The organism is Streptomyces tsukubensis, from assembly GCF_003932715.1.
Taxonomy (GTDB): Bacteria; Actinomycetota; Actinomycetes; order Streptomycetales; family Streptomycetaceae; genus Streptomyces; species Streptomyces tsukubensis.
In genome coordinates this window covers 7,764,927-7,790,927 of record NZ_CP020700.1, presented here as the reverse complement: position 1 = coordinate 7,790,927, position 26,001 = coordinate 7,764,927, and the positions used below count along the sequence as shown (strand labels likewise).

At 73.7% G+C, this 26,001-nt stretch carries 21 protein-coding genes and 1 CRISPR repeat array; of the genes, 8 read left to right on the top strand and 13 right to left on the bottom strand.

What is annotated here, in order from left to right; genetic code table 11:
* Positions 1-26 precede the first annotated feature (26 nt).
* The 4 genes from pspAB to B7R87_RS32020 all read right to left on the bottom strand — a co-directional run bounded on the left by pspAB (position 27) and on the right by B7R87_RS32020 (position 7,439).
* On the bottom strand, positions 27-593 hold the full coding sequence (gene pspAB, locus B7R87_RS32035) for a PspA-associated protein PspAB (protein ID WP_006344814.1): 567 nt from the start codon (positions 591-593) through the stop codon (positions 27-29).
* Between the two features lie 10 nt (positions 594-603).
* Positions 604-1,518 (bottom strand): zinc metalloprotease HtpX, encoded by a 915-nt coding sequence (gene htpX / locus B7R87_RS32030; protein WP_040912823.1) that lies wholly within the window; start codon positions 1,516-1,518, stop codon positions 604-606.
* Between the two features lie 91 nt (positions 1,519-1,609).
* A complete protein-coding gene (locus B7R87_RS32025) occupies positions 1,610-3,673 on the bottom strand; it encodes a SpoIIE family protein phosphatase (protein WP_130585161.1) in 2,064 nt (687 codons plus the stop codon).
* 256 nt (positions 3,674-3,929) lie between these two features.
* Positions 3,930-7,439, bottom strand: coding sequence for a phosphodiester glycosidase family protein (locus B7R87_RS32020; protein ID WP_130585134.1), 3,510 nt, complete (start codon positions 7,437-7,439; stop codon positions 3,930-3,932).
* Positions 7,440-7,613: 174 nt separating this feature from the next.
* Positions 7,614-8,023: a CRISPR direct-repeat array (repeat unit 28 nt; unit sequence GGACCATCCCCGCGCCCGCGGGGAGCAC).
* A 325-nt stretch (positions 8,024-8,348) separates the two neighbouring features.
* Here B7R87_RS32020 and B7R87_RS32015 point away from each other — a divergent pair.
* Positions 8,349-9,368 carry an alpha/beta hydrolase gene (locus tag B7R87_RS32015; protein WP_006344820.1) on the top strand — a complete coding sequence of 340 codons (1,020 nt, stop codon included), beginning with the start codon at positions 8,349-8,351 and terminating at the stop codon, positions 9,366-9,368.
* Between the two features lie 32 nt (positions 9,369-9,400).
* On the opposite strand, the gene B7R87_RS32010 is transcribed toward B7R87_RS32015, so the two are convergent.
* The gene (locus B7R87_RS32010) at positions 9,401-9,949 is read right to left on the bottom strand and encodes a hypothetical protein (RefSeq protein ID WP_006344821.1); all 549 of its coding nucleotides are present in this window, start codon (positions 9,947-9,949) and stop codon (positions 9,401-9,403) included.
* Between the two features lie 288 nt (positions 9,950-10,237).
* Here B7R87_RS32010 and B7R87_RS32005 point away from each other — a divergent pair, with 288 nt between their 5' ends.
* The gene (locus tag B7R87_RS32005) at positions 10,238-10,591 is read left to right on the top strand and encodes a hypothetical protein (protein ID WP_130585135.1); all 354 of its coding nucleotides are present in this window, start codon (positions 10,238-10,240) and stop codon (positions 10,589-10,591) included.
* 108 nt (positions 10,592-10,699) lie between these two features.
* Here the strand turns inward: B7R87_RS32005 and B7R87_RS32000 are convergent, their stop codons facing one another.
* Positions 10,700-10,951, bottom strand: coding sequence for a DUF6158 family protein (locus tag B7R87_RS32000; protein WP_006344823.1), 252 nt, complete (start codon positions 10,949-10,951; stop codon positions 10,700-10,702).
* A gap of 361 nt (positions 10,952-11,312) precedes the next feature.
* Here B7R87_RS32000 and B7R87_RS31995 point away from each other — a divergent pair, with 361 nt between their 5' ends.
* Positions 11,313-12,113, top strand: coding sequence for a VOC family protein (locus B7R87_RS31995; protein ID WP_006344824.1), 801 nt, complete (start codon positions 11,313-11,315; stop codon positions 12,111-12,113).
* Between the two features lie 14 nt (positions 12,114-12,127).
* On the opposite strand, the gene B7R87_RS31990 is transcribed toward B7R87_RS31995, so the two are convergent.
* Positions 12,128-13,330 carry an FUSC family protein gene (locus tag B7R87_RS31990; protein WP_045852718.1) on the bottom strand — a complete coding sequence of 401 codons (1,203 nt, stop codon included), beginning with the start codon at positions 13,328-13,330 and terminating at the stop codon, positions 12,128-12,130.
* 306 nt (positions 13,331-13,636) lie between these two features.
* Between B7R87_RS31990 and B7R87_RS31985 the strand changes: the two genes are divergently transcribed.
* The 3 genes from B7R87_RS31985 (at position 13,637) to B7R87_RS31975 (ending at position 15,747) form a co-directional block, all read left to right on the top strand.
* On the top strand, positions 13,637-14,683 hold the full coding sequence (locus tag B7R87_RS31985) for a PHP domain-containing protein (RefSeq protein WP_006344826.1): 1,047 nt from the start codon (positions 13,637-13,639) through the stop codon (positions 14,681-14,683).
* A 199-nt stretch (positions 14,684-14,882) separates the two neighbouring features.
* Positions 14,883-15,245, top strand: a complete 363-nt coding sequence (locus B7R87_RS31980) for a DUF2089 domain-containing protein (RefSeq protein WP_006344827.1) — start codon at positions 14,883-14,885, stop codon at positions 15,243-15,245.
* A gap of 70 nt (positions 15,246-15,315) precedes the next feature.
* Positions 15,316-15,747: an SHOCT-like domain-containing protein gene (locus tag B7R87_RS31975; protein WP_006344828.1), complete on the top strand. Its 432-nt coding sequence runs from the start codon at positions 15,316-15,318 to the stop codon at positions 15,745-15,747.
* An 84-nt stretch (positions 15,748-15,831) separates the two neighbouring features.
* On the opposite strand, the gene B7R87_RS31970 is transcribed toward B7R87_RS31975, so the two are convergent.
* Positions 15,832-16,476, bottom strand: coding sequence for a class E sortase (locus tag B7R87_RS31970; protein WP_130585136.1), 645 nt, complete (start codon positions 16,474-16,476; stop codon positions 15,832-15,834).
* A gap of 297 nt (positions 16,477-16,773) precedes the next feature.
* Positions 16,774-17,679: a universal stress protein gene (locus B7R87_RS31965; RefSeq protein WP_233168982.1), complete on the bottom strand. Its 906-nt coding sequence runs from the start codon at positions 17,677-17,679 to the stop codon at positions 16,774-16,776.
* Between the two features lie 476 nt (positions 17,680-18,155).
* Between B7R87_RS31965 and B7R87_RS31960 the strand changes: the two genes are divergently transcribed.
* Entirely contained in the window at positions 18,156-18,824 is a 669-nt protein-coding gene (locus B7R87_RS31960) for a pentapeptide repeat-containing protein (protein ID WP_006344830.1), read from the top strand.
* A gap of 10 nt (positions 18,825-18,834) precedes the next feature.
* On the opposite strand, the gene B7R87_RS31955 is transcribed toward B7R87_RS31960, so the two are convergent.
* The 4 genes from B7R87_RS31955 to B7R87_RS31940 form a co-directional block, all read right to left on the bottom strand.
* A complete protein-coding gene (locus B7R87_RS31955; protein WP_130585138.1) occupies positions 18,835-20,214 on the bottom strand; it encodes an NAD(P)/FAD-dependent oxidoreductase in 1,380 nt (459 codons plus the stop codon).
* A 10-nt stretch (positions 20,215-20,224) separates the two neighbouring features.
* On the bottom strand, positions 20,225-21,742 hold the full coding sequence (locus tag B7R87_RS31950; RefSeq protein ID WP_040912830.1) for an NAD(P)/FAD-dependent oxidoreductase: 1,518 nt from the start codon (positions 21,740-21,742) through the stop codon (positions 20,225-20,227).
* A complete protein-coding gene (locus B7R87_RS31945) occupies positions 21,739-23,172 on the bottom strand; it encodes an FGGY family carbohydrate kinase (protein WP_006344834.1) in 1,434 nt (477 codons plus the stop codon). Before B7R87_RS31945 ends, B7R87_RS31950 begins: the two co-directional genes overlap by 4 nt.
* A 300-nt stretch (positions 23,173-23,472) precedes the next feature.
* Positions 23,473-24,246 carry a DeoR/GlpR family DNA-binding transcription regulator gene (locus B7R87_RS31940; RefSeq protein WP_040912831.1) on the bottom strand — a complete coding sequence of 258 codons (774 nt, stop codon included), beginning with the start codon at positions 24,244-24,246 and terminating at the stop codon, positions 23,473-23,475.
* A 471-nt stretch (positions 24,247-24,717) separates the two neighbouring features.
* Here B7R87_RS31940 and B7R87_RS31935 point away from each other — a divergent pair, with 471 nt between their 5' ends.
* Positions 24,718-25,938, top strand: a complete 1,221-nt coding sequence (locus B7R87_RS31935) for a phenylacetate--CoA ligase family protein (RefSeq protein ID WP_006344836.1) — start codon at positions 24,718-24,720, stop codon at positions 25,936-25,938.
* Positions 25,939-26,001: the final 63 nt, after the last annotated feature.

Genomic DNA, 26,001 nt, shown 5'->3' with positions numbered 1-26,001 from the left:
GCCGATCATACAAACCCCCACACCCCTCACCCCTCCAACCCCGGCGCCCCCCACACCGGAAACCATCTGTTCAGCTCCCCCTCCATCCTCAAATCCTCCGACAGCAGCGACCTCACCTCCAACTCCAGCGCGTTGTCCCTTCGTTCACCGCCGCCCGGGATCGGGGCGAACGGGTAGAACGTGCCCCTCTTGTACAGGTACACCAGCGCCAGCGCGCGGGCTTCCGGGGTGTGGAACGTGATCAGGGAGCACAGCAGGTGGGGGCCGAAGCCCGACTCCTCCAGCAGGGTGTTCACCGCATGGAGGTCGTTCACCAGGGACGCCACGTCATCCGGGGCGCGGCGCAGCAGCAGCCACGTGTAGCCGTAGGCGTCTTCGCTGTACTCGGGGGCCTCCAGGAGGTCACTGACGTCCTGGCGGACCCGGTGGAAGGCGCCTCCCTCCACTCCCGCGAAGCACACCGACGCCGCGCCCGTCGGGACGAAGCCCGTCGCCGCCTCCAGGGTGATCGCCGCCGACGGGAGGGCGAACAGGCGGTCCAGGTCCGGCGGGACCGGCCTGGTGCGGCCCAGGAGCTTGTCCAGGAAGCCCACGGCAGCGTGCCTACGGCCGCGAGAGCTGCGCGCTGATCGACGCGAGCTGGTCCAGGCGCTGTTCCAGCGTCGGGTGGGAGGAGAGCAGCCGGCCGAGGCTCTCGCGGGACGAGAACGCCGGGGCGAACCAGAACGCGTTGTACGGCTCCGCCTTCCGGAGGTCCTCCGTCGGAATGTGCGCCATCTGTCCCGTGACCTTCGTCAGGGCCGAGGCGAGTGCCGAGGGGCGGCCCGTCAGCAGGGCGGCCGCCCGGTCCGCAGAGAGTTCCCGGTAGCGGGAGAGGAGCCTGGTGAGGAGGAAGCTAATCGCATAGACCGCCGCGCTGACCAGCGGGATCAGGGCCATCGCCAGCGCCGTGTTGCTGTTGCTGCGGCCGGCCCGGCTCAGGCCTCCGTACAGGCCGACCCTCGTCATGATTCCGGCCAGGACACCGAGGAACGAGGCAATCGTCATCACCGCCACATCCCGGTGGGCGACGTGCGACAGCTCATGGGCCAGCACGCCCTCCAGCTCCTCCGGCTCCAGTCTTCGCAGCAGGCCCGTCGTCGCGCACACCAGGGCCGTCTTCTCGTTGCGGCCGGTCGCGAACGCGTTCGGTACGTCGCTCTGCGCGATCGCGACCCGTGGTTTCGGCATATCGGCCAGGGCGCAGACCCGGTCGACGGCGCCGTGCAGCGCCGGGGCCTCCTCCGGGGTGACCTCCACCGCGCCCATGCTCCGGGCCGCGATCTTGTCGCTGAACCAGAACTGGGCGATGAACAGGCCGCCCGCGACGATGAGGATGATCGGCCAGGCGCCGCGCAGCAGCGCGAGGAGTACGCCGACGAAGACGACGTACAGCAGCCCGATCAGGAACATCGTGGTCACCATGCGGGTGGTGAGTCCCTGGTCCGGTACATAGCGGGACCGGCGCCTTCTGGCCATGATCACCTCCGGCGAGGAGCTGTTCCTCCCTCGATTGTGCGCCTTTCGGCCGCCGCGCGGGCGGCTCGGCAGCGGCCGAAAGGGGTACGTATCAGGTGCCGCGCGGGCGGAGCAGCAGCAGCGCCGTGTCGTCACCGCGGGCCTCTCCCCCCACCATGCCCATGAGCGCGTCGGCAATCTCCTCCAGCGGGCCGTCCCCGGCGCGGGCGAGGCGGCGCGCCAGTTCGGCGAGGCCCTCGTCCAGATCGGCGCCGGGGCGTTCGATCAGCCCGTCGGTGTAGAGGGCGAGTACGGCGCCGGAGACGAGCGGCACCTCGGTGACCGGGTAGACCGCCTTGGAATCCACGCCGAGCAGCGGACCCCCGGGCAGTTCCAGGGCCCGCACCCGGCCGTCGGGCTCCCGCAGCAGCGGCAGCGGGTGGCCCGCCCGGGCGAGCAGGGCGCGGCGGGTGTCGAGGTCCAGATGGAGGTAGGCGCAGCTCGCGAGCATTTCCGCGTCGAGGTCGATCAGCAGCCGGTTGGTGCTCTCGATGACCCCGCCGGGCCCCTGGCCGACCGCCGTGAAGGCCCGGACGGCGGTCCTGACCTGCCCCATCAGGCCCGCGGCGGTCGCGTTGTGCCCCTGAATGTCGCCGATGACGGCCGCCGCGCCCCGTACGGGTCCCCGGCCGTCGCAGCCGAGGGGGATCAGATCGTAGAAGTCGCCGCCGATGTCCATTCCGTGCGTGCCGGGCAGATAGCGGGCGGCGGCTTCCAGGCCGGTCAGGGCGGGCAGTGAGTGGGGCAGCAGGGCGGACTGGAGTCCCTGGGCGAGGCGGTGCTTGGCGTCGTACAGACGGGCCCGCTCCAGGGCCTGGGCGACGAGTCCGCCGAGGCTGGTGAGGACCGCGCGCTCGTCGGTGGAGAAACGGTGCTCGCGGGCGTACCCGAGGACGCAGGCGCCGACGGGCCGCCCGGAGGCGATCAGCGGCAGATAGGCCCATGCGGACATCCCGTCCGGGGTGGCGAAACGCGCCGGGTAGACCCGTTCCAGTTGCTCCCGGGATTCGAAGAACGACGGTACGCCGGTGCCGAGGATCTGCGCGCTGGGGATCTGGGCGCTCAGCGGGGTGCCGTCCCAGCGGTCCACGACGCCCGGATCGGGGTAGCCGCGCTGCCCGAGGACCCGGAGCCGGTCGTTCTCGGCGGCCAGCAGCACCAGGGCGTCGCTGCCGAGCGTCGGCATGATCTCGTCCGCGACCGTCTCGACGACGTCGTCGACGCCTGCGGCCTTGGTGAGGGCACCGGCGAGGCTGAGGATATGGGAGATGGAGACGAGGCTGCCGGGGCGGGCGGCGGCCTCCGGCGGGCGTTCGGCTCCCGGGGCGGAGGCGACGGGGCTGATGTGCACGCTGATGCCGGTGCGGCCGGGGTGGAGGCGGAACATCAGCCACTGCTTCGGGGGCCGGAGAGCCGTGAACGTGGTGGTCTGCTGGCTGAGCAGGGCCGCACGGTACCGGTCCTCGTACACGGGATCGTCCAGCCAGGGCTGTACGGTCCACAGCCGCCGGCCGGAAAGCCGGGCGGCAGAGACGCCGAGGAGCCGTCCGGCGGCCGGGTTCGCGTAGACCACGCGGCCCTCGACGTCGAGGGAGCAGAGGCCGTCGGGCATCCGGGCGACCATGCGGAGGGCGCGGGCCGCGGCGCCGGGGTCGCTGCGGCCGGTGGGCTCGGCCTGGACGGGTTCCTCGTCGGCGGCGAGGACCACCCCGGTCGCCGCGGCCCGCCGCAGCAGCCGCGCCATCTCGTCACCCGCGGTGACCAGCGCGGTGCGTTCGCGGGCGGAGAGGGTGGCCGGGTGGGAGCCGGGCCAGGTCAGATAGACGGCCCCGTAGGTCGTATCGCCGTCCGCGACGGGGAAGGCGGTGAGGGAGTACGGGTACGGGAGGACGACCGCGATCCTCGGATAGCGCCGGGCCATCTCCTCCTCGCCCGACACCCACACCACGGTCCCCTCGCGGACGGCGTCCGCGAGGGGCATCTGTGCTGTCAGGGGCACCCGCTCCCAGGGCGCGGAGAAGGAGCGGGGCAGTCCGGCCTTGACCGCCATCTCCAGCACCAGCCGGTCGGCGGAGAGGAGATAGGCGGCTCCGGAGTGGGCGTGGACGGCCTCCATGAGGTCGGCGAGGACGCGTGACAGCAGAGCGGAGGGGCCCGCCCTGCCTTCCCCTCCGACCCCGCCTTCTCCTTCGTCACCACTGTCCGCCGTCACGGTCCCCGGTGCGCGCGGACCGCCCACGCGCACCACCTCCTCCGTGACGTGTCGTCGTGTCGCCCCTTTCGGCCTGCTCGGTGAGCCCGGGCGCTCAGAACCACCCTGCCCGCGATCGGCGCGCCCCGCATGGCGAGGTGCTCCGAGCCCCGCGGGGCCACTACTGTCCCGACTGCTCCGCCGCCGTGATGGTGACTGTTGCCCGCCGGGTCACCCCCGAGACCGTGGCCGCGAGGGTAACGGTGCCCGGGCGCAGGGCGGTCAGCAGGCCCGTCGCCGGGTCGAAGACGGCGACGGTACGGCTGCCGCCCTCCTGGTCGTCGGTCGTGGCGTTGGTCGTGCCGTCGATACGGACGTCGGCGGACGCCGTCCAGTCGGTGCTGACGGGGTGCGCCGCCGGGACCGTACGGGCGCCCTGGAGCACATCGGCCCGGACCGTCGCCGTGCTCCCGGCGGGGAGCGTCCCGGGCGCGCTGAGGGTGAGGTCGTCCGTATGGGGCCTCGTCTGCACGGTCAGCCAGTCGGGGCCCGGCAGCCAGGGCCGGTCGCGGGCGGCGAGGCGTTCGGCGGGCGGAATCCGGTCGACACCGACGAGTGACCAGCCGGTGAAACCGCCGTCCCCGGCCGGGCCCGCGGGCGCCTTCCCCGAGTTCCCGTTGACCAGATAGGGCACCCCGTCGACCCGGTCGGCGTGGAAGACGCCGACATGGGCGCCGACGAAGGCCGCACCCTTGCCCGTGGTGCGGCGGAACTCCGCGAGCCAGGTCTCCAGCAACGCCGCCTCCTTCCGGTCACCGAGCCGGCTGCCCTGCTGCGGGGTGGGATCGCGCGGCGGTACGTGTTCGACGACGAGGACCGAGTCGACGTCCGGGTCCCCGGCGGCGCCGTCCAGGGCGGCCCGGGCCGCGGCGATCTGGGCGAGTCCACCGCCGCGGAGGGAGAGGGACGACGTGTCGAGGGTGACGATCCGGGTGCCCCGGTAGTCGAAGACCCGGCTCGCAGGCCCGAACTCGGCGGTGAAGTGGTCGATCCGGCCGCCCATCACCTCGTGGTTCCCCGGCACGTAGTACCAGGGCACCTCACTGCCCAGCTCCTCGGTCAGCACCCGCCGGGCGAAGGCCAGGTCCGCCGGCGTCCCCTCGTCCACGAGGTCCCCGTTGATGACCAGGAAGTCGGGCCGGGCGGCCCGGATCTCGCGCAGGGTGCGCCGGGCCTGGCGGACGATCGCGCTGTCGGGGTCGCGAGCCACGAACTGGGCGTCGGACATCACCGCGAACCGCCAGTCCCGCGCCCCGGCACGGGCCGCGGTCCCGATCAGCGGATCGGCGGTGCGCGGCGGTGCGGGCAGGTCGACCGCAGGCGGCACCCGTGCGGTGAGCGTGTCGACGGTGATACGGCCGGTGTACTGGCGGTCCGCGGCGGTCTCGGCCAGGTAGAAGCGGTGGACGGTGAGGGGGGTGGCCGCGCCGGGCGGTACGGCGAAGGTGATGTGCCGCCAACCCGTCCAGGTGATGTGGGGGCCGCGCAGCAGATGGTCCGAGCCCGCCGCGTCCTTCAGATGGAGGGTGGGCCAGGCGCCGCGGCCGTCGCCGTCGACCCGGAGGCCGAAGGACTGCGGCTGCCCGGGTACGGGGAGGGCGCGCGGCGGGTTGGCGTACGCGGCGCGGGTCGCGGTCGAGCGGGTGAAGTCGTACGTCAGCTCCAGGCCGGTGCCGGTGTGCCCGGCGGGGGTCGCGGCGACGGAGCCGCCCGCGCGGGCGTGGCTGAAGGTCCAGGCCGTGGCGTCGTCGAAGCCCGTGGTGGTCTCCTCGGTCAGTCCTATGCCGACCGCGAGGACGGTGCTGATCCCGGCGGCGGTGGCCGTGATCCGTCCGGCGGCGCCCGGGGCGGTGCCGGGGCGGGCGGTGACGGTGAAGGAGCCGCTGCCGTCGTCCCGTACGGTGAACCGCTCGCGGTCGTAGTCGAGTCGTACGTCGGCGGGTTCGACGGGTGCGCTGTTGCCGCGGGCGTCGCGGCCCAGCAGGCCGAAGGCGCCGCGGGTGGCGGGGTCGGCGAGGGACACGCGGTGGGTGGTGGGTTGGAGGGTGTTGAGGGGGCCGAGGACGGTGAGCCGGATGTCGCCGTGCGCGGTGCCGCGTTCGGCTCGTACGGAGGCGGTGCCGCCGCGCAGGGCCCGGAACACTCCGCGGGTGTCGACGCGGCCGACGGCGGGTGCGGTGGAGCGCCAGCGGGGGGTGCCTGCGGCGGGGCCGTACGTCTCGTCGTAGCCGGTGGCGGTGAGCGCGCGGGTCAGCCCGGGGAAGACCCGGTCGGGCCGGCCGCCGCGCACCGGGGACGCGGTGGGGGCGTCGGCGGGCTGGGTACGGGTCTCCACCCGGTAGCCGTGGAGCCGCCCGCTGCCGTCGGGGGCGGTGAACGCGAGCCCGTTGGGCACGGGCCGCTGGGCGCCGTCGGAGGGGCTGTTCTCGATGCGGAGGGTGTCGCTGCCAGGCGTACGGGCGGCGAGGGTGGTCGATCCGCCGCCGTCGAGGTTGAGGGCGTTGTGCGCGCCCGCGCGGGCCATCATGCGGCCGAGTTCGGTGAGAGTGACCCCGCCGCTGTCGGCTTGGCGTCCGTCGACGGTGACGACCCGCATGGTCCGGCCGTCGGCGGAGAAACCGACGGCGGTCCGGGGTGCGGCGGCGTTGTTGGGCTGCCCCTCGTGGCTCCGGGCCGCGCCGTCGACGACGAGGAGCTCCCGGCCACCGACGGCCGTCCGGGGTACGGGCCCGCCGTCGGTGCGCGGGCGGAAGGAGAAGGAGACCCGGTCGCCCGGTCGCAGCGCGAGCAGCTTCCCGGCTCCGGCTTCGCGGCCGACGAGCGCGGTGGCGCCCGCGGGGACGGGCGCGGTGCCGGTCCGGTCGGTGACGGAGAGGACCGTACCGTCGCGGACGACCGCTTCGGCGACCCGGGTCGCGGGGGCCACGGTGAGGGCGCGGTCGGCGCCGCCCCAGGCGGGGGTGTAGGCGCCGACGCCGTCCGCGGGGACGCGGGCCGCGTTGTAGGCGGTCAGGGGGCCCTGGCCGGACGGGAGGGTGAGGGTGCCGTCGAAGTAGAGGCCGAGGACGCGTCCGGCGCCACCGGGTCCGATCCCGACGGCCCGGTGGGAGCCGGGTGCGGGCGAGTGCGTGGGCGCGCCGTGGCGGATGCCGGGGCCGAGGGGGGCGCCGGTCCGGTTGAGGTCGAAGAAGTCCCCGTTGACGGCGGCGACGGTACGGCGCCGGGGCCCGGGGTCGTGGGCGGCGGCAAGGGCGGTGACGGTGTCCCGGCCGGTGACGGTGGCGGAGGAGAGGTGGTCGACGCCTGCGCCGTGGCCGTCGAGTTCGACGGAGAGGGTGTCGACGCGGAGCCATTTGTCGGCTTCGAGGCGGTCGTAGGAGGTGAGGGTCATGCCGGGTGCGACGGGCCGGGAGGTGCGCGCGGTCTCGATGCCGTCGCCGTCGGCGGTGACGGGCGCGGTCGAGACGGAGTTGCTCGCGGGCGGGGGCGAGACGGGCCGCAGGGCCTCGGTGGTGGGCGCGGGCGGGGCCGGGGCGGCGGTGGCCGGGGACAAGGTCCCGGCGGTGAGGGCGGAGAGGGTGGCGAGGGTGGCGATCAGGAGGGGCGTGCGTCGGGTTCTGACTCGGTCCACGGGGTCTCCTGCACGGGGGGATCACGGCGGATTGAACACACGCGCGCCGCCCAGGTGGCCGTGGGCGGCACGGAGACGCTACCGCTTGGGGGTGGGGGTTGTGGGGGCGGCGCGGGGATCCCTGCGGGTAGCAGGGAGTACTAGTCGGTCAGGCCGCGCACCAGGTCGAACTGGGGACCATTCCCGCGCCTGCGGGGAGCACTGGGGCGACATCGACCTGCCCGCCCTTGAATCGGGACCATCCCCGCGCGTGCGGGGAGCACGCTTCCGGCCTCCCCGCCTCAGGCTGAGTGCGAGGACCATCCCCGCGCCTGCGGGGAGCACGCGTCCCGGCCTCGGGCGGCGGGTCGCCCGCGGGGACCATCCCCGCGCCCGCGGGGAGCACCCCGGTGCACGGAGTGATGGTCCATCACACCGTGGACCATCCCCGCGCCCGCGGGGAGCACAGGAGACGAGCCGCTGGATCCGCAGGTCCGCAGGTCCGCAGGTCCGCAGGGACCATCCCCGCGCCCGCGGGGAGCACGCCAGGTACGCAGTAATGGCCGCGGTGGCGTTGGGACCATCCCCGCGCCCGCGGGGAGCACACTCCCTGACCTGCCCCTTTGGCAGCGCTCAGCGCCCCTCCCATACAACTTCACCGACTCCGGCAAAACTGGCTGAAGGTACATCAGCTTGCCCAAGTCCCCCTCCTCCCGGCCGCGCCCCACCCCGGCGATCATACGAGGGCCTCCCCTGCCGGGCGGAGCGTTCCGTACCTCCGCGGCTTCATCTCCCCCGATGCCCCTCAGGGGGTGAACTCCGGGGGCGGTCAGGGGTGTGACGGATCCCCGTGCTCCCCCCGCAGCACCACACTCGGCAGTGAACCGAAGGTGCCCGGGATTCCCCGGGCGGCCGAGACGAGGTGGCCTCATGACTCTCCTTCCGTCGGATCCCGGGCGGCGGCTCCTGCTGCGGGGTTCCCTCGTTCTCGCCGCCGTTGCCGGTGGGGGCGGGCAGGCCGTCGCGCTGGCGGGGGCGGAGGGGGTTCGCGAGACGTTCTCCGGGCGGCGGATCGTCGATCTCGTCGTGGAATCGGGCGCGCTGGGGCGCCCCGCCGGGGTGCGGATGCTCACGCCCGAGGGGTGGCACGCCCGGCGGCCCGTGCACCGCTGGCCGGTGCTGCTTCTGCTGCCCGGTGGGGACGGCGATCATCTCGCCTGGACGCGCGACTACGGGATCCAGCACCTTCCCGGGCTGCGGCACACACTCGTGGTGATGCCCGAGATGCCGCTCTTCGGCTTCTGCACCGACTGGTGGAACCACGGCGCCGGTGGCCCTCCCGCCGTGGAGACGTTCCATCTGCGCGAGGTCCTGCCGCTCGTGGAGCGCCACTACGGGGCCGGGACGCGGCGGGTGGTCGCCGGACAGTCCCAGGGCGGGTTCGGTGCCCTGGCGTACGCCGCGCGCCACCGCGGGATGTTCCGGGCCGCCGCGAGCTACAGCGGCTACGTGCAGCCGCTCCGGCATCCGCACGCGGTGCGGGCGGCGATGGACCATCTGGGCCTGGAGTGGACGGCGCTCTGGGGCGATCCGGTGCAGCAGCGCGCGATCTGGGAGGCGCACGACCCCGCGTCCCTCGCCCACCGGCTCGCCGGGATCCCCGTCCGGCTGTCCTGCGGCGACGGACGGCTCGGGCCGCTGGACCCGCCCGACACCCTTCCGGACGAGCACATTCCCGGTCTCGAAGACCCGGACGACCCGTTCCCCGCCGACGTTCTGTCACCGACCGAGGCGATCATGCGCGAGGAGAACGAGGCCCTGGCCCCGGTGCTGCGGGCGGCCGGTGCCCGGGTGACGACCCGGTTCCACTCGGGCACCCACGATCCGGCCTACTGGTCGCGTGAGTTCCGGGCCTCGCTGCGGATGCTGCTGCGGGCCCTCGACCAGTAGGGCGCCGGAGCCCTACTGGTCGGTGCTGTGGCTTACCATTCGGGCGCCTCCACCGTGTCGGCGAGTTGGGTGATGCGGGCTGCGGCGTGCCCGAGACGGCCGGCTTCCACCTGGAGCGATGTCATGGCCGGGTCGTCCTGGGACAGCCATTTCGCACCTTCCCCGAGAAGGAGCCCGACGTCCTGGAGCACACCGGTGAGGTCCTTGAGGCCTGCCGGGAGCTCCCGGCCGTCAAGGATCCGGGCTCCGGCGCGGGCCAGGGCGTTCTCCGGGAGGAGGTCGCGGCGGGCGGCGGCAGCGGCCTGGGCGCCCTCGTCTCCGTCGGCAGGCACATAGACCGTGCCGAGTTGGAGCCCCGGCACCGTCTGCGCGGTCTCCTCGTCGACCAAACCGACGAGACGAGGGGTGATGGTGTACACCTCGGTGGGCTCGGCGGGGTCTGCGCGGACGTGTTGATCAAGTGTCAGGGCCATGTCCGGCGGGAGCTGGGAGAGCAGCCGTACGAGGTCTCCGACGGTGTCCAGAACGGGGTGCGCCGCGATGGCGGCGGCGAGCCGGTCGCCGTGCTCGTGAACGGTCATGGGTCCCCCTCGGGTTGGGCCGGGCCGTGGCGGTGTCCGCTTCCGGTGAACACTCTAGGGAGGGAGAAAAAGAGGGCGGGCAGGCACGGAAGGGATTCCGTTGGGTCCCGGCCCCGGAATGCCCGTGTTCTCAAGCCCGCGTGGGCGACTCGGCCGAGAGGATTGGCCGGTTCCCGGCGGCTCGCGGGCCCCGGCGCGCATGGCCGGAAATCCGGCTTGCGGATCGGCGGGGGCGCAGCAGACTCCCTCCTCAGTGCGACCTATTGGCCCTCTCCTGGAGGAAGTCCATTGAGTCACTTACGCACACTCGCCCTCGTCGCCGCCCCGACCGCGCTCCTCGTCGGTCTGGCGGTTCCGGTGTCGGCCGACGACGCTCCCCGGCCGAAGAAGCCGAGAACGTCGAGTCTGTCCGTTTCATCCTGTCAACCCGGCCCTGACCAGGTGGTCACCGCGGCCGAGAGCCTCAAGCTCGTCAACGAGTGCAGCGCGCAGCGCACGGCGGTCAAACAGTGGCGCTGGATGGGCAACTACGGCTCGGTCTATGACGTGACCACCGTCGCGAACCGGCTGGGGCTCGTGAACGGGGAGCTTCTCGTCACTCCCATGGCCTCGGGCCTGCTGCCGACCTTCATGTACTACTGACCTTCGTGTACCAGTGACAGGTGCTGCCGGGCCCGGTTCCGCCGGGCCCGGTACTGCTCAGCGGCCCTCCTCCCGTACAGGCAGGAGCGCAGACCCCGGGCGCCGTTCTCAGTCGCGGTGTTCCCGGGCGCGGGCGCCCGCCCGGGTGCGGCCCGCGGATACGGGGCGGTCCGGGTGGCGGCGCAGATACTCCTCCTCCAGCTCCGCCATCCGGGTGGTGTGCGCGGAGAGCGCGGCGGCCGAGCCGTGGAGGAGGGTGTCGTGCCGGCTGCGGTGGATGTTCTCCAGTTCCCGGATCAGCTCGGACTCCCCGAGGCGGGTTGCTGCGATGCCCCGGTGCTGGTCGTCGGCGTGCGTCATGCGGCCGTGCTCCTTTCCGGTACGCGGTCGGGGATGCGTACGGGCCCGTACGCGGCCCCCTCCGGGTGACCTCGTACAGCCACCATCCCGCCCGTCGCGGGGCGCTCCCGCAACCCGGCCGCCGGGCCGGGTGCCGTACCGGCGGGTGAACGGCCGGCCACGCACGGGGCACGGAAGTCGCGTTCCGGACGGCGGGAGAGCACGATGGGGAGGGGCCGGTGACCCGGCTCGTAACGACGCCTGCCCGCGGCCCGGCACCCGGCCGCCGCGGGGGATCCCGGGAAACGCCGCATCGCGCGGCACGCGGGGCAGCGGCGTACCAGGTCAGAGCTGTGCAACCTACGTCAGGGGCACGAACGCCATGAACCACCAGCAGCACGCGACCGCCACGACCTCCACCACCAAGACGCCGGGGGCGCCCTGCTGGGTCAGTCTGATGGCTCGCGACCTCGGAGCGTCACAGGCGTTCTACGGGGCGGTGCTCGGCTGGGAGTTCCACCGGGGCGGGCTGGGTGAGGAGTTCAGCGTCGCGGTCCTGGACGGCAGTCCGGTCGCCGGGATCGGGGCGCTGGCGCCCCGGCTGCGGGTGGCCGTGGCGTGGACGCCGTACTTCGCGACCCCGGACGCGGATGTGGCGTCGGCCCGGATCCGGGAGCGCAGCGGCACGGTGGCGGTCGGTCCGCTGGCGTTCTCGCTGGGGCGGGGTGCCCTCGCCGCCGACCGGGACGGGGCGGTGTTCGGGATCTGGGAGGGTGCGCTGATCCCCGACTGGCAGTCCGGTCACAAGGACGCGCCCGCGTGGCTGCATCTGCGGGCCCGTAACGCCTTCGACTCCGCGATCTTCTACGGCGAGGTGCTCGACTGGGCGTCCGGGCTGCCCGGGTGCTGCGAGGTCGGGTACGAGAACGACGAAGTGGTGCTGATGAGCCACGGGCATGTGCTGGCGCGGCTCAGTTCGGGGGCGACGGGCACGGCGCCCGATCCGCTGCTGCGTCCGCGGTGGGACGTGCACTTCCCGGTGGACGACGTGGCGGCCACGGTGCGGGCGGTCGAGACGAACGGGGGGATCGTGCTGGAGCGGCGGACGACGTTCGAGGGGGCGGAGGAGGCGGCGCTGCGGGATCCGGACGGGGCGCTGTTCACCGTCACCGGGCGGATCTGACCGCCTCCGCCCGGTCAGCTTCTGTGCCCGCGGCCGGTCAGCCAGCGGCGGGCCGCCTTCGGGGCGGGGAAGCGGACGCGCTCCTCGCGGGTGGTGCGGTCCAGTTCCTCCATCAGCCGCCGTGACCGGTGCTCGGGGTCCAGCTCCGCGAGGATGCGGTCGATCTCGGCGAGCAGGGCGCCGTGCAGTTGCCAGTGCGGGGCTCTGTTCCGTACGCCCGTGAGGAGCAGTGCCGCGGCCCGTTCCCGGGCGGCGGCGGCCGCTTCGAGACCGGTCGCCAGTTTCCGTTCGGCCGTGGCCGCGTTCTCGCTGACCTGTGCGGTGACCAGTTCGGCGAAGGCGACGAGGGCTCCGGCGACATGGCGGAGGAGCTGTTCCAGGGCGCGTCCGGTCTCCGGCGGGAAGAGTTCCTCGTCGCGGCGCTCCCGCGCCAGATCGGTCATGGTGCGGGCCAGGACCCGCAGGACGACGGCGCAGATCTCCAGGGTGTCGAGGCCGGTCCGGAGCACGACGCGGCTGAGCGGCCCCTCTTTCACCCTGGGGTTGAGCTTGAGGCTGTCCTCCGCCTGCCGGAGTGCGGCGTCGACGTCGGCGACGTCGTTGTCGAGGCGCCGGGCCTCGCGGAGCCGGGCCGCCGCGGTCTCCACGGACGCGGGGGCGGTCAGCTCCGCCCCGATGTCGAGGAGGAGCGTCCGCATCCGCCGGGAGAGGTCGTCGATGGATTCGCCCGCCGTGGTCACCCACACCGGCGGGACGAAGACCACGTTGAACAGCAGTCCGACGACCGCGCCGATGAGGGTCTCCAGCACCCGGTCCCATGCGGTGTCGGCCACTCGGGTGACGCCGAGGACGAGCATCGCGCTGATGGCGACCTCGGGTACGAACTCGCTGACCCGGACCATATGGCCGACGATCAGGGAGGCCAGGATGATCAGCCCGAGGCTCCACCAGCTCAGGCCGACGAGCAGGCTGAACCCGCTGGCGATCAGCACTCCGGCGATGACGGCGTTCACCCGCCGGATGCCGGTGGTGAGCGTGGAGTAGAGGGTGACCTGGACGACGAGGAGCGCGGTCAGGGGCGCGGTGAGCGGTGCGGGCTCGCTGCTGAGCCAGAGGGCGGCGACGTAGGCGATGGTGGCGGCCGCGGTGGAGCGCAGCGCCTGGACGACGACGGGGTCGCGGTAGAGGGCGCGGAAGGCGCCCGTCAGGGCCGCGATCGGACCGCGGGCCCGCGGGCGAGCCTCAGTCACTGCCGGGGCGGGGGCGGAAGCGTCGGCGCATGCCTCTGGATTTGCCCGCTGGGGGCGCTCCCCGCACGGCACCACGGAGAATTCCGGTCGATTTGCCCATATTTCATAGGAAACTACAAAGTCGGGGTTTCGGCCTGGGTCCCGGGTGCCGGGGGCGGTCCACGGGAGGAGAGTGGGACGGGCCGTGGTGCCCTGCGGGCGACACCCGGGTACGGGCCTTTTCGGCGGCGATTCGGAAGGGGCGGGGAGGGGGCGGAGGAGGCGGAGGACCGGATGGAACCCGTGGAGGCCCTGGACCGGATCGCGTTCCTGCTGGAGCGTTCCCGGGCGGAGACGTACCGCGTCAAGGCGTTCCGTACGGCCGCCGCCGTGCTCGCCGGAATGTCCCCCGAGGAGCTGGCCGCCCGGACCCGCACCCGGCGCTCCCTGGAGTCGGTGAAGGGCATCGGCCCGAAGACCGCGGGCGTGGCCATGGAGGCACTCGCCGGAGACGTACCCGAGTATCTGCGGAAGCTGGAGGAGGGGGCGGAGGCGCCGCTCGCGGAGGGCGGGGAGGCCCTGCGGGCGCTGTTGCGCGGTGACTGCCACCTTCATTCGGACTGGTCGGACGGCGGCAGCCCGATCGGGGACATGGGCCGTACGGCGATCGCGCTCGGCCACGAGTGGGCGGTTCTCACCGACCACTCCCCCACGCTGACGGTGGCCCGCGGGCTGACCGCCGGGCGGCTGCGGGAGCAGTTGGCGGTGGTGGCGGAGCTCAACGACCGGTGGGCGCCGTTCAGGCTGCTGACCGGCATCGAGTGCGACATCCTGCCGGACGGCCGTCTGGACCAGGACCCCGGTCTGCTGGCCGAGCTGGACGTGGTGGTCGCATCGGTCCACTCGGAGCTGCGGATGGACGGGGCACGGATGACCCGCCGCATGGTGAAGGCGGTGGAGAATCCGCTGGTCGATGTGCTCGGGCACTGCACGGGACGGCTGCTGATCGGGCGTGAGCACATGCGCGGGGGCCGCCGGTCCACCAGCGGCACGCGTCCCGAGTCGTCGTTCGACGCGGCCGAGGTGTTCGCGGTGTGTGCCGCGTCGGGCACCGCCGTCGAGATCAACAGCCGGCCGGAGCGGCTCGACCCGCCGATGCGGCTGCTGGCCCTGGCGGTGGAGGCCGGGGTCCATTTCGCGATCGACACGGACGCGCATGCGCCGGGACAGCTGGACTGGCAGATCATCGGCTGCGACCGGGCCGAGCGGGCGGGGGTGCCGCCGGAGCGGGTGATCAACACCTGGGGTGCGGACGAGCTGCTGGCCTGGACCGAGGCATAGACCGCCGCGCCCCACGGGCGGCACCGGGCGGTACGAGTACCGGAGCGGATCGGCGCAGCCAGTACCACTCGCCATGTCAGCCGCACTCTGCCGACTTTCCGTCAACCTTGAGAAAATTAAGCCCTGTTCGTTGTCGCCTCAAGAATCTCAAGGTACAAATGAATGATAGGGCGTCGTCGAGCACAAGGGGGGCCACGGGGTGGACTGGCAGGAACTGACGGATCTGACGCGCGGACAGCCGTTCACGGTCGAGCGCGTCCGCCTCTCCGGCAACGGCGTCGCGATCGAAGGAGACTTCGAACCGCCGCAGCTCGCCCGCCTCGGCGTCGACGACCAGGTGTTCGTAGCCGCGTTCGTCCGGGCACACGGTTCGATCAAAGAGATGGAGCGGATCTTCGGGGTGAGCTACCCGACGGTCAAAGCCCGGCTGAACCGGATCGCCGAACAGCTCGACTTCGTCGACACCGACCCGGCGCCCCGCAGCGCCGACACCGTCGACCGGCTGCGGCGGGGCGAGATCAGCGCCCAGGAGGCACTGGCCGAACTGGAGCAGTCCCGTTGAGCCCGTTGAAACCCATCAGCCGCTCGAACCCCTTGAGTCCCTTGAGTCTTCCGAGGAGTACGGAACCACGATGAACGAACAGCGCCGCCAGATCCTGGAGATGCTGGCCGAGGGCAAGATCACCGCGGACGAGGCCGGGAGACTGATCGACGCCCTCGAACGACAGCGGCCCGAATCCGCACCCGACACCGCGCCCGGACCGCACCCCCGGCCCAAGTATCTGCGGGTGGTGGTGAACTCGACGGACGGCACCGGCGGCGACGGTGCGAGCCGGGTCAATGTCCGGATCCCGCTGCAGCTGCTCCGCGCCGGGGTACGGCTCACCAGCCTCGTCCCCCCACAGGCCCTCACCAAGATCAACACAGAGCTGAACCGGTCGGGCGTGCCGATCGACCTCACCCAGCTCAAGCAGCAGCACATCGAGGACCTCATCGAGCAGCTCGACGGCGTCGACATCGACGTCGACGATCTCGACGGCACGGTGCAGGTGTTCTGCGAGTGACACCACGGCGGACGCCGGGGCCGACCGCGCACCGCGGTCTCTCCACGGCGCGGCGGCCGCGCCCGGGCCGGAGGTGACCGCCCGTCACCCCTCCGGGACCAGGACGCCGATCTTGTCGATCCGGTGTTCCGGATTGCCCAGGGCGTCGCGCCAGTGGTTCCCGGCGGCGTCGTCCTCCGGGGTCGCGCACGTCGACAGGGTGATCATGGCCCGAGTGGGGTGCTCCCCCGGCCGGCCGGGGACGGGGGCGCGCTGTTCGGCCAGGGACCGGGCCGAACGGAAGGAAGTCGTCCGGGTTTCGGTGATCTCGTAGCGGTAGGTGCGGCCCTCGTGGGCGACCAGGACGTCGTCCCCCTTCTCCAGGGCAGGGAGGTCGCGCAGCGGGCCGCCCGCGGAGAGCCGGTGCGCGGTCACGAGGTAGTTCCCGGTCTGTCCCGGGCCGACGCCGCCGTGTTCGCCGTAGGGGCTGGCCGCGAGCCCGCGGTCCTGGATACGGGTGCCCGCGCGGTCGTCGGTGGTGCCTTCGTACGGAACGACCTGGAGGTCCGTGACGCCGATGGCCGGGACGGTCAGATCGGCGGGGACGGTACGGGCCGTGCCGGGGTCGGGCGGCGCGGCGGAGGCGGCCGGAGCGGGGCCCGCCAGCGCGAGGAGTACGGCGAGCAGGGCGGCCGTGAGGGCGGCAAACGCCCGGGAGGCCGTCAGGACGGGGGAACGCGGCTCGGCCATGGGAGGTTCCGGTTCGTCGGCCGGGGCGGCCGGGCCGCACCCGGGGGGTCGCGCCGTCCGCCAGGCAAAGCCCGGGGCGGCGCGGGGCCGTCCGTCCCAGCGTACGGCGGCGGTGCCGCGGGGACATCCGGGCGGCGCAAAGCACCGGATCCGGACCGCGGAAGGTGCGGGATCCGGGTGGCGCAAGGTGCGGGAGGGGCCGGTGCGTGGTACGGGGACCCGGCCGTCGGGGCGTCCTGAGGCCACGGCGCGGGTACGGGCCCGGGGCGGCTGCCCCGGGCCCGTACCCTCTGATCGTCACCTGTGCGGAACGACCGCTACCGGCGCCGTGGAGTGGTGCAGTACGGCGTGGGCGACGGAACCGATCCGGCCGCCGAAGGGCGCCCGGCGCATCCGGCGGCCGACCACCAGCAGGGCCGCGCCGCGGGCGGCCTCGACCAGGACTTCGGCGGTCTTGCCGACCGTCGGGGCCTCGGTGACCTCGACTCCGGGGTGCTCGGCCCGCCACGGCGCCAGCACCTCGGTGAGCGCTGCCGCCTCCTGCTTCGCCAGTTCGGCGTCGAGGACCGGGTCCTGGGGCAGCCCGTAGGCGAAGTAGGGCGGCAGGGACCAGGCGTGGACCACGCGCAGGGGCGCGCCCCGGCGGGCCGCGTCCTCGAAGGCGTACCGGAGGAGGACGTCGTCGGGCTCGTGCGCGTCGACACCGAGGACGACCGGCCCCCCGGCGGTCTGCTCCCCGTCGCCCGCAGTCCCGTCGTCTTCGCCGGGCACCCGGACGAAGACGACGGGACTGGTGGTCTCCGCCAGGACGGCCTGTCCGACGGAGCCGACGAAGAAGCCGCCGATACCGCTCAGCCCCCGGGAGCCGAGGACCAGCAGCGCGGACTCCTCCGCGAGCCGGGCCAGCACCTCACCCGGGCGGCCGGTCGACTGGTCGGCGGTCACTTCCAGTCCGGGGTGGCGTTCACGGATCCCGGCCGCCGCGTCCACGGGGATCCGGCCGGCCCAGTGCCCCCGGCTCTCCTCCCCGAGGAACGCGGCCCGGGCGGCCATCGGAACGGGCTCCCAGACGCTGACCAGTTTCAACGGCAGTCCGCGCAGCGCGGCTTCGCGGGCCGCCCACTCGGCCGCCGCCAGGCTCTCCGGGGAGCCGTCGACACCGGCGGAGACGGTGCCGGTGCTGCTGGTGCTGGGGCTGGGCATGGATGCACACCTCCTGGTACGGGCGGGGATCGACGATGATCCCCTTCCCAGCATCGACGGCGGCATCCGTACGTGCGAGGGCCACAGGTCCCGGCGGTCCGGCCCGGAGGTCCCCCGCGACCGGCCGACCGGCCCGGCCCGAAGCCTCCCGGCGGCCCTCGACCGCCCGGCGCCCCGGACCGCCAAACGGGTGAACGGGCGCCACCCCGGCCCGAGGCCGCAGGCGCCCCGCTCGCGACCTGTTCCGCGCGAACCGAGCCCGCCCGACCGGCGAGTCGAAGAAAGGCCGCACAAGACCCCTTGGAGGGGCTTCTCGACACCCCTCTCCAAACACCCCCGATCACCCTTTGGCACCCCTCCCACCTGCGGTAACGTGAGGCAGGCCGAGCCGGTCGCCCCATCACGGCCACGGCGGCGCGCCCCTGCGCGCCGTATCCCGGTATCCCCCGTCAGCCAGACCTCCGTGAGGCTCCGCCATGCCCGAAACACCCTCCCCGCGCGCCCTGTCCGACCTTCCGTACTCCCGCCATCTCACGCCGCTCGCGGGGGAACTGACCGACGGTGAGCGGCACGATCTGGACTGCGTCCGGCTCGACGGGGGCAGTTACGCCGGACTCGACGCTCCCGGGCTGCGGCTGACGGAATCCGCTCTCACCTCGGTCTCGTTCTCCGGCGGACGGCTGCGGCGGGCGCGTTTCAACGACGTCTGGATGCACACCGTCCGGTTCGTCGGCACCGATCTGGCGGAGACGTCGTGGCTGGACACCGAGTTCACGGCCGGTGTCCTGGCCGGTCTGGAGCTGCACGGCGCCGCGCTGCACCGGGTCGTCTTCCACCAGTGCAAGTTCGACTCGGTGAACCTGCGGGCGACGACGCTGCGGGACGTGGTCTTCGTCGACTGCCTGCTCCGGGACGCCGACTTCGCCGGGGCACGGCTCTCCGGTGTCTCCTTCCCCGGCACCGTGCTGGAGGGCGCCCGGTTCGCCGGGGCCGGGCTGAAGGACGTGGACCTGCGGTCGGCGGTCCGGCTGGACATCGGCGACGGCGTGGAGTCGCTCCGCGGCGCCACCATCAGCACCCTCCAGCTCTTCGACCTCGCCCCGCGGTTCGCCCACGCGCTCGGTGTGGTCGTCCAGGACGACTGAGTCCGCGGGGTCAGCGCAGGCCGATCACGAGGGGGCCGCTGCCGGGGTCGTGGAGGGCCGACGGGGGAACGAAGGACCACGGGACGGGCAGGATCCGGCCCGGGGCGGCGGGCCGCGCCGACCGGCGTTCCGCGATCGTCCGGCCGTCACGGCGGAGCACCAGCCGGGGTGCGCGGTGGTACTCGTCGGTCCACAGCAGCAGCCTGCCGCGCGGCGGGGCGGGGTCGCCGGGGCGCAGCAGTCCGGGGGCGACCCAGCGGAACGGCGCCTCGGCGAGCAGCCGGACACCGGGGGGCGGTCCGGTGGGGTCTTCGGCCGCGAGCCGGGCCGCGATCAGGGCGGCGAGATGGCGGCCGTCGAGGGCGGCGGCGTCCGCGGTGCCGACCGGGTGCAGGAGGTTTCCGGCGGCGTAGACCCCGGGGCGGCTGGTGCGCAGGGCGGTGTCGACGAGGGGGCCGCGGGTGCCGGGGTCGAGGTCGAGGCCGCCGTTGCGGGCGAGTTCGTGGTCGGGGATCCAGTCTCCGGTGAGGACGACCGTGTCGCAGTCGACGGTGCGGCGGGCGCCGGTGTCGAGGTGTTCGATCTCGACGGCTTCGACGCGGGTACGGCCGATGATGCGGACCAGCCGGGTGCGGTGGGCGACGGGGGCGCGGAGGAGGGTGCTCGCGGTGAGGGCGAGTGCCGCCGGTGTCCCGGTGTGCCGGTGGGGTCCGAGCAGCAGGGCGACCCGGCAGCCCGCGCGGTGCAGGGCGAGGGCGGCGGACCGGCTCACGGGGTCGGTTCCGACGACGACCGCGCGGCGGCCCACGGTGCGGCGGGTGTTCAGGTGGAGGGCGTTCTGGAGCTGTCCGGTGGTGAGGACTCCGGCGGGCCGGTCGCCGGGGAGGAGGCGGGCGGCGCGGGGGCGTTCGCGGGCGCCGGTGGCGAGGACGACGATACGGGGCCGGACCCGGAAGCGGCCCTCGGGGCTGGTGACGTCGACGGCGGGGCGGTGGGAGGTGCCGTCGACGGCGGGGGCGGCGAGATCTGAAGGGCCTGAGGGGACCGAGAGGCCTGAGAGGACCGAGAGGTCTGAGGGGGCTGGGAGGTCTGAGGGGTCGGGGGCCCAGCCGGTGACCGTGGCGCGGGTTCTGACGACCGCTCCGGCGTCCCGGGCGGCATCGGTCAGCCGCCGGGCGTAGGCGGGTCCGGTCAGCAGTCGGCGCAGATCCCGGAGGCCGAATCCGGTGTGGTGGCTGTGGCGGGGGATGCCGCCCGGTTCGGCCTCCCGTTCGAGGACGAGGACCTCGCCGGGGATCAGTCGGGCGAGCGCGGCCGCGGCCGTCAGTCCGGCGGGGCCGGCGCCGACGACGAGGACGTCCGGGGTGAGAGGGGTGAGAGGGCTGGTCACGGTCGGGGCGTCACCTCGTGGGGCGGGAAGAGCCACGGCCTCGGGCCGTCTCTTCGCGGGCTGTTCGGGCGGGGCTGGAGGGCCGGGGCGGCGCGGGATCCGCCGGGGGCTCGCAACGGGCCGTACAGCCGTGTCCGCCCGTATGACCGGCCAGCATCCGCTCCACCGCCGGGCCGCAGAAGAATCCCTGGCAGCGGCCGTTCATCGCGCGGGTGCGGCGGCGCAGCCCGTCGGGGGTACGGGCCGGCAGCGGGGCGTGGCAGGCGTCGCGGATCTCGCCCGCGGTGACCCGCTCGCAGAAGCAGACGATCTCGCCGTACGCCGGGTCGGCGGCGATCCGCTCACCGTCCTGGTAGGGGCGGATGCCGGTTTCGCCGAGGTACGGCACGGCCGGGGGCGGCGGCAGATCGGTGCGTTCCCGGAGGTCGAGTCCGCTCGCGGCGAGCGTTTCGCGGACGTGTTCGGCGATGGCCATGCTCGCGGAGAGCCCGGTCGAGCGGATCCCGCCGACGAGGATGTAGCGCCGGTCCGGGTCGGCTTCGATCAGATAGTCGGCGCGGCCGGTGACCGAGGCGCGCAGTCCGGCGTAGGCGGCGGTGACCTCTTCGTCGAGGAGGCGCGGCATCAGCTCGGCGCCCTTGTCGAGCAGGAAGGCGAGGCCGTCCTCGGTCGTGCCGGTGGCGGTGCGGTCCGTGATGTCCTCGGCGGTCGGGCCGAGCAGGACGTTCCCGTACACGGTCGGGGCAACGAGGACGCCCTTGCCGACGGCGGTGGGGACGGGGAGCACGATGCGGTCGACGAGCGGGCGGGCGAGCTTGTCGAAGACGAGGAGTTCGCCGCGGCGGGGGGTGACGGTGAAGCGGTCGTGTCCGAAGAGGGCGTCGATCCGGTCGGCGCCGAGTCCGGCCGCGTTGACGGTCCAGCGGGTTCGCACCGGGCCCGCCGGGGTGCGGAGGGTGGTGATGCCGTCCGTGTCCACGGCCGCGGTGACCGGGTGGTCGAGGAGGATCACGGTGCCGCGGGCCCGGGCGTCACGGGCGAGGGCGAGCGTGGTCGTCCAGGTGCAGATGATCCCCTCGTCGGGGACGGTGAGCCCGCCGAGGACGCCCGGGCCGAGCGCGGGCACCAGACCGTACACCGCATCGGGGCCGATGAGTTCGGTCCGGTGGTAGCCGTTGGCGACGGCTTTGGCCTGCAGGGCGGGCAGGGCGGCGGACTCCTCGGCGGTCCGGGCGGCCAGAAGGGCTCCCGGGTACTCGACGGGGATACCGGTTTCGCGGGCGTAGGCCGACAGCAGGGCGTGGCCGCGGGCGACGAGCCGGGACTCCAAGGTGCCGGGGCCCGCGTCGAAGCCCGTGTGCAGGATGCCGGTGTTGGCCTTGCTGGTGCCGTCGCCGACATCGGAGCGGGCTTCGACCAGCACCACGGAGAGCTGGTGGCCCGCGAGTTCGCGGGCGACGGCGGCGCCGACGACACCGCCGCCGATCACGGCGACGTCGAACACGGGGACGGGGGGTGTGGCGCTCATCGGGGTGCCCCCGTGCGGAGGGAGGTTTCGGCCACCGCCGTCCAGGTGGCCCGGAAGTCCGCGGCCCGGTCCTCGGACCACTCGGGCTCGTACACCGCCGAAGGCTTCCAGTCCCCGACGGCGTCCCGCAGGCTCAGCCCGGGGTCGAGCGCCAGCCGGGCGAGGGCCGCGGCACCGAGCGGGGTGGCGTGCGGGGAGGGGTAGACCTCGACCGGGAGCCGGGCGAGATCGGCCTGGGCCTGCATCAGGGTTCTGCTGCGGGTGAGTCCGCCGTCGGCGCGGAGACGGGTGAGCGGGCTGCCGAGATCGGCCGCGACCAGGTCGGACACGGTGGCGACCTGGGCGGCGACGCCCTGGACGACGGCGAGCACCAGATGTTCCGGACGGGTGGAGAGGGTCATTCCGGTGAAGGTGGCGGTGGCGTCGGAGCGCCACCAGGGGGCCGCGAGCCCGGCGAGTGCGGGGACGCACAGGGTGCCGTCGGACTCCGGTGCGGCCATGGTGTCGAGTTCGCTTGCGGAGCGGATGAAGCCGAGGTCGTGGAGCCAGCGGATCGCGGACGCCGCCGTGTACACCTGCCCGTCGACGCAGTACGGGGTACGGCCCCGGGCCCGCCAGGCGACCGAGGTGGTGAGGCCGGAGGTGGAACGCACCGCTTCGGTACCGGTGTTGGCGAGGAGGAAGGCTCCGGTGCCGTAGGTGCACTTGGCCTCCCCGGCCTCCAGACAGCCTTCGGCGAGGAGCGCCGCCTGCTGGTCCACGACGATTCCGGCGACGGGGATCTCCCGGCCGAAGGCCCGGGTGGTGCCGACGATCTCGTCGCAGGCGGCTATCCGGGGCAGGGGTTCGTCCGCGAGGCCGAACAGCGCGGCCAGTTCGGGGTCCCAGTCGGCGCGGTCGAGGTCCAGCAGCAGGGAGCGGCTCGCGGTGGCGGCGTCGGTGACGAAGGCCCCGGTGAGATGGTGCAGCAGCCAGCTGTCGACGGTGGTGACCACGCCTTCGGTGGTCAGGTTCCGGCGCAGCCAGGCCATTTTGGGTGCGGAGAAGTAGGGGTCGAGGACCAGCCCGGTGCGGGCGGCGATCAGTTCGGCGTGGTCGGCCAGCCGGGCGCACTCGGACTCGGCGCGCCGGTCCTGCCAGACGACGGCCGGGGTCAGCGCGGCTCCGGTGCCGGGGTCCCAGGCGAGGACGGTCTCGCCCTGGTTGGCGAGGGCGACGACATCGACGGGGCGGCCCGCGGCGGCGACGGCACGGCGGCCGGTGTCGAGTACGGAGGCCAGCAGGGCGGCGGGATCCTGCTCGACCACTCCCCCGTCGCCGTAGCGGGGCCGCAGCTCGGCCTCGGCGAGGGCGAGCCCGGTGCCGTCGTGGTCCACGACGACGGCCTTGGTACCGGAGGTGCCCTGGTCGACGGCGAGGACGACGGTCACCGGTGCGCCTCCCCGCGGGGCCGGACGGGCGGCCCGGCGCAGAGCCGGACACGGCCCGGGGGCACGGGTGGCCGGATTTCCGGGGCGGGCGCATCGAGGGGGGTTCGGCTGGGCACGGGGCGATTCCTTTCACGGTTCCGCACCCGGTCCGCGCTGCGGCGGGCCGGTGCTGGACGGACGGCAACCACGGAAACCACGGGGGCCACGCAGACCACGGGATCCACGGACGGCGCTGCGCGGCCCGCGGGCGGTCCGGCACCGGTGGCCGCACCCGGCCACCGGCTGCCGTACGCGGCGGGATCAGACCACCAGCACCTCGCAGCCGGTCTCCCCGACGGCCGCGACGAGCGCGGCCGCCGCCGAACCGTCGGTGATGACCGCCGTGCAGTCGCCGGGCGCGCAGACGCGGTAGCCCGCGACCCGCCCCCATTTGCTGCCGTCGGCGATCGCGTAGACGCACGCGCTGTTGGCCAGGATCCGCTCCTTGGTGGCGATCTCCTCGTAGTGGTAGTCCGTGACCCCGGCGGCGGGGTCGACCCCGCCGCAGCCGAGGAAGGCGATGTCCGGATGGATCCCGGCGAAGAAGCGGACGGTCTCCGGACCGGAGCAGGCCAGATCGCCGCCGCGGAGCCGGCCGCCGGGCAGCAGCACCCCGGCCCGGGGCAGTGCGGACACCACCCGGGCCACCTGGAGGGAGGGTGTGACGACGGTGCCGCGGAAGTCCCGCGGCAGGGCGTGCGCGATCTGGACGGCGGTGGTGCCGATGTCGATCGCCACGATCGCCCCGTTCTCCACCAGCGCGGCGGCCGCCCGGCCGATCGCCGCCTTGGCCTCGGGGTGGGAGGCGGTGCGGTCGGCGAACGACGCCTCCTCGCCGCCGAACTGGCGGACCACCGCGAGGGACGCGGCGCCGCCGCGCACCCGCCGCAGGATGCCTCTCCGTTCCATCCGCCCGAGGTCCCGGCGGACGGTCTCCGCGGACACCTGGAGCTGGTCGGCGAGGGCCTCGGTGCTGATGGTGCCGGCCCGGTCGACGACGGCGGAGATTCGGCGATGGCGCTCCGCGGGAAGCATCACGGCTCCTGACTGTCACCGCCCGTATCTGACCGGGCACGTCGGGAAGTGTGGTTTGCTGCCCGTTTCCCGTCAAGAGGTTGAACGGAGTTGGGCTACGGGCGACCGTCGGAACCGGCCATCGCGACCGGCTCCGGTATCCGGCGGCGGCGCGCGGGCCTCTTTCCCCGGTGCCGCGTCGGCTCCGCGCCGGTGCCGCCACCGTAGTCGGCGGCCGCTTCGCCCCGTCTTCCGGGGTGTCTACCGGGGTGTCTTCCGCGGTGTCCTCCGCCGGTGTTCCGCTCAAGGAATGAATGAGCGGTCTCTCATGCAGTATTCCGGTGGATTTCGTTGACAGTGCGCCGGGCGTCTCCTTAGCTTCCCTGAGGGGCGGCCCGTGGGCGGATTGAGCGGGCGGGCGCGGGGCGGACGCCGGGCCGTACGGTCCGGGCGGGAGATCGCGGCAGAATCCGGTGCAGGGGAGGCGCGGTAATGCAGAATCAGCCCACCGCCGACATCATCGAACAGATCCGGGACATTCCCTTCTATCGGGATTCGGTCACCCGCGGCTGGTTTCCCGTTCTCGGGAAAACGGAAGTCGCCCGGGGTTTTCCGGACCGCTGGCTCACTCCCCGGGTGACGGCCGCTCTGGCATCGGGCGAGGCCGAGTTCGCGCTCTCGGCGGGCGCGGACCCGGGCCGACTGCGGTTCGTCCGGCCGCCTTCGTTCCCGCTGAAGTCCGCGTACCGGCTGTGGAGTACGCATCCCGATCTCGCGGCGACCTGGCGGGAGGGCTGTCGCCGGGTGTCGCTGACGACCGTTCCGGCGGGCGGGGACCCGTCCTGCGCCGTACCGAAACGGACGCCGCGGACGCACCGGGCCGAGGAGCCGGACCGGCGCACCGTCCGGGTGGGGCTGCGGGTCGACCCGGAGCAGTGGGAGCGCGGCGAGGTCGAGGGCGTACTCGGCGAACTCCGTTCGGAGCAGCGGCGGCACCCCCTCGGCCGCTACCATCTCGACGGCCCCGGAACGCAGTTGGCGCATCTGGTGCGGACCGCGCACCGGCAGGGTCTGTACGAGCGGTTCCCGCGCCCGGCGAGCGTGGTCACGGCCTACGCGTACACCCCGGTCAACGTCCGCCGCTATCTGGAGCGGCAGCTGGCCTGCCCGGTGGTCGACCTGTTCGGCGACGCCGAGGTCGGCCATCTGTACTCGGGCGACAGCGGCGGCCACTACCGCCCGTTCCTGGACCGGATGAGCGTGGAGTTCGCCCCGCTGGCGCCGGGCAGCGGGCTGCACGGGCTGATCGTCACCAGTGTCCGCAATCCGTATATGCCGCTGATCCGGTACCGGACCGGTGACTGCGTACGGCCGGTCGGGGCGGGTCCGGACGCGGCCCGTGCGGTGCGCTTCTGCGGCCGGGCGGCCGAGGTGCTGCCGACCCCGCGCGGACCGGTCTCGCAGGGCGATCTCGACGACTGTCTCGCGGCCGTTTCGCCGCGGATCTTCCTGAGCCAGCTGCGGACCACGGGGCCGCGGGACACCCGGCTGCTGTACACGACGTTCGACGGCGAACCGCTGTGCGGGGCGGAAAGCGCCCGGCTGGCGGATTGCGTCGGCGAACTGACCGAATTCCGGTGCGAGATCGCGCACCGTACCCGCATTCCGATCGGCGCTTCGGGGAAATACGCCTGGCTGGTACGGGAACGCTGACGCCTCTTCCGGCACCCCGGGAGCGCTCGGCGCGGCGGCCCGCAATGGCCGGACACGGCGGTC

Coding starts and splice junctions, on each gene's coding strand:
- htpX (WP_040912823.1), bottom strand. CDS start 1,518: ATGGCCAGAAGGCGCCGGTCCCGCTATGTACCGGACCAGGGACTCACC.
- B7R87_RS31985 (WP_006344826.1), top strand. CDS start 13,637: ATGGAACCCGTGGAGGCCCTGGACCGGATCGCGTTCCTGCTGGAGCGT.
- B7R87_RS31950 (WP_040912830.1), bottom strand. CDS start 21,742: ATGAGCGCCACACCCCCCGTCCCCGTGTTCGACGTCGCCGTGATCGGC.
- B7R87_RS31940 (WP_040912831.1), bottom strand. CDS start 24,246: ATGCTTCCCGCGGAGCGCCATCGCCGAATCTCCGCCGTCGTCGACCGG.
- B7R87_RS31975 (WP_006344828.1), top strand. CDS start 15,316: ATGAACGAACAGCGCCGCCAGATCCTGGAGATGCTGGCCGAGGGCAAG.
- B7R87_RS31965 (WP_233168982.1), bottom strand. CDS start 17,679: ATGCCCAGCCCCAGCACCAGCAGCACCGGCACCGTCTCCGCCGGTGTC.
- B7R87_RS31935 (WP_006344836.1), top strand. CDS start 24,718: ATGCAGAATCAGCCCACCGCCGACATCATCGAACAGATCCGGGACATT.
- B7R87_RS32015 (WP_006344820.1), top strand. CDS start 8,349: ATGACTCTCCTTCCGTCGGATCCCGGGCGGCGGCTCCTGCTGCGGGGT.
- B7R87_RS31960 (WP_006344830.1), top strand. CDS start 18,156: ATGCCCGAAACACCCTCCCCGCGCGCCCTGTCCGACCTTCCGTACTCC.
- B7R87_RS32025 (WP_130585161.1), bottom strand. CDS start 3,673: ATGGAGGCCGTCCACGCCCACTCCGGAGCCGCCTATCTCCTCTCCGCC.
- B7R87_RS32000 (WP_006344823.1), bottom strand. CDS start 10,951: ATGACGCACGCCGACGACCAGCACCGGGGCATCGCAGCAACCCGCCTC.
- B7R87_RS31995 (WP_006344824.1), top strand. CDS start 11,313: ATGAACCACCAGCAGCACGCGACCGCCACGACCTCCACCACCAAGACG.
- B7R87_RS32010 (WP_006344821.1), bottom strand. CDS start 9,949: ATGACCGTTCACGAGCACGGCGACCGGCTCGCCGCCGCCATCGCGGCG.
- B7R87_RS31970 (WP_130585136.1), bottom strand. CDS start 16,476: ATGGCCGAGCCGCGTTCCCCCGTCCTGACGGCCTCCCGGGCGTTTGCC.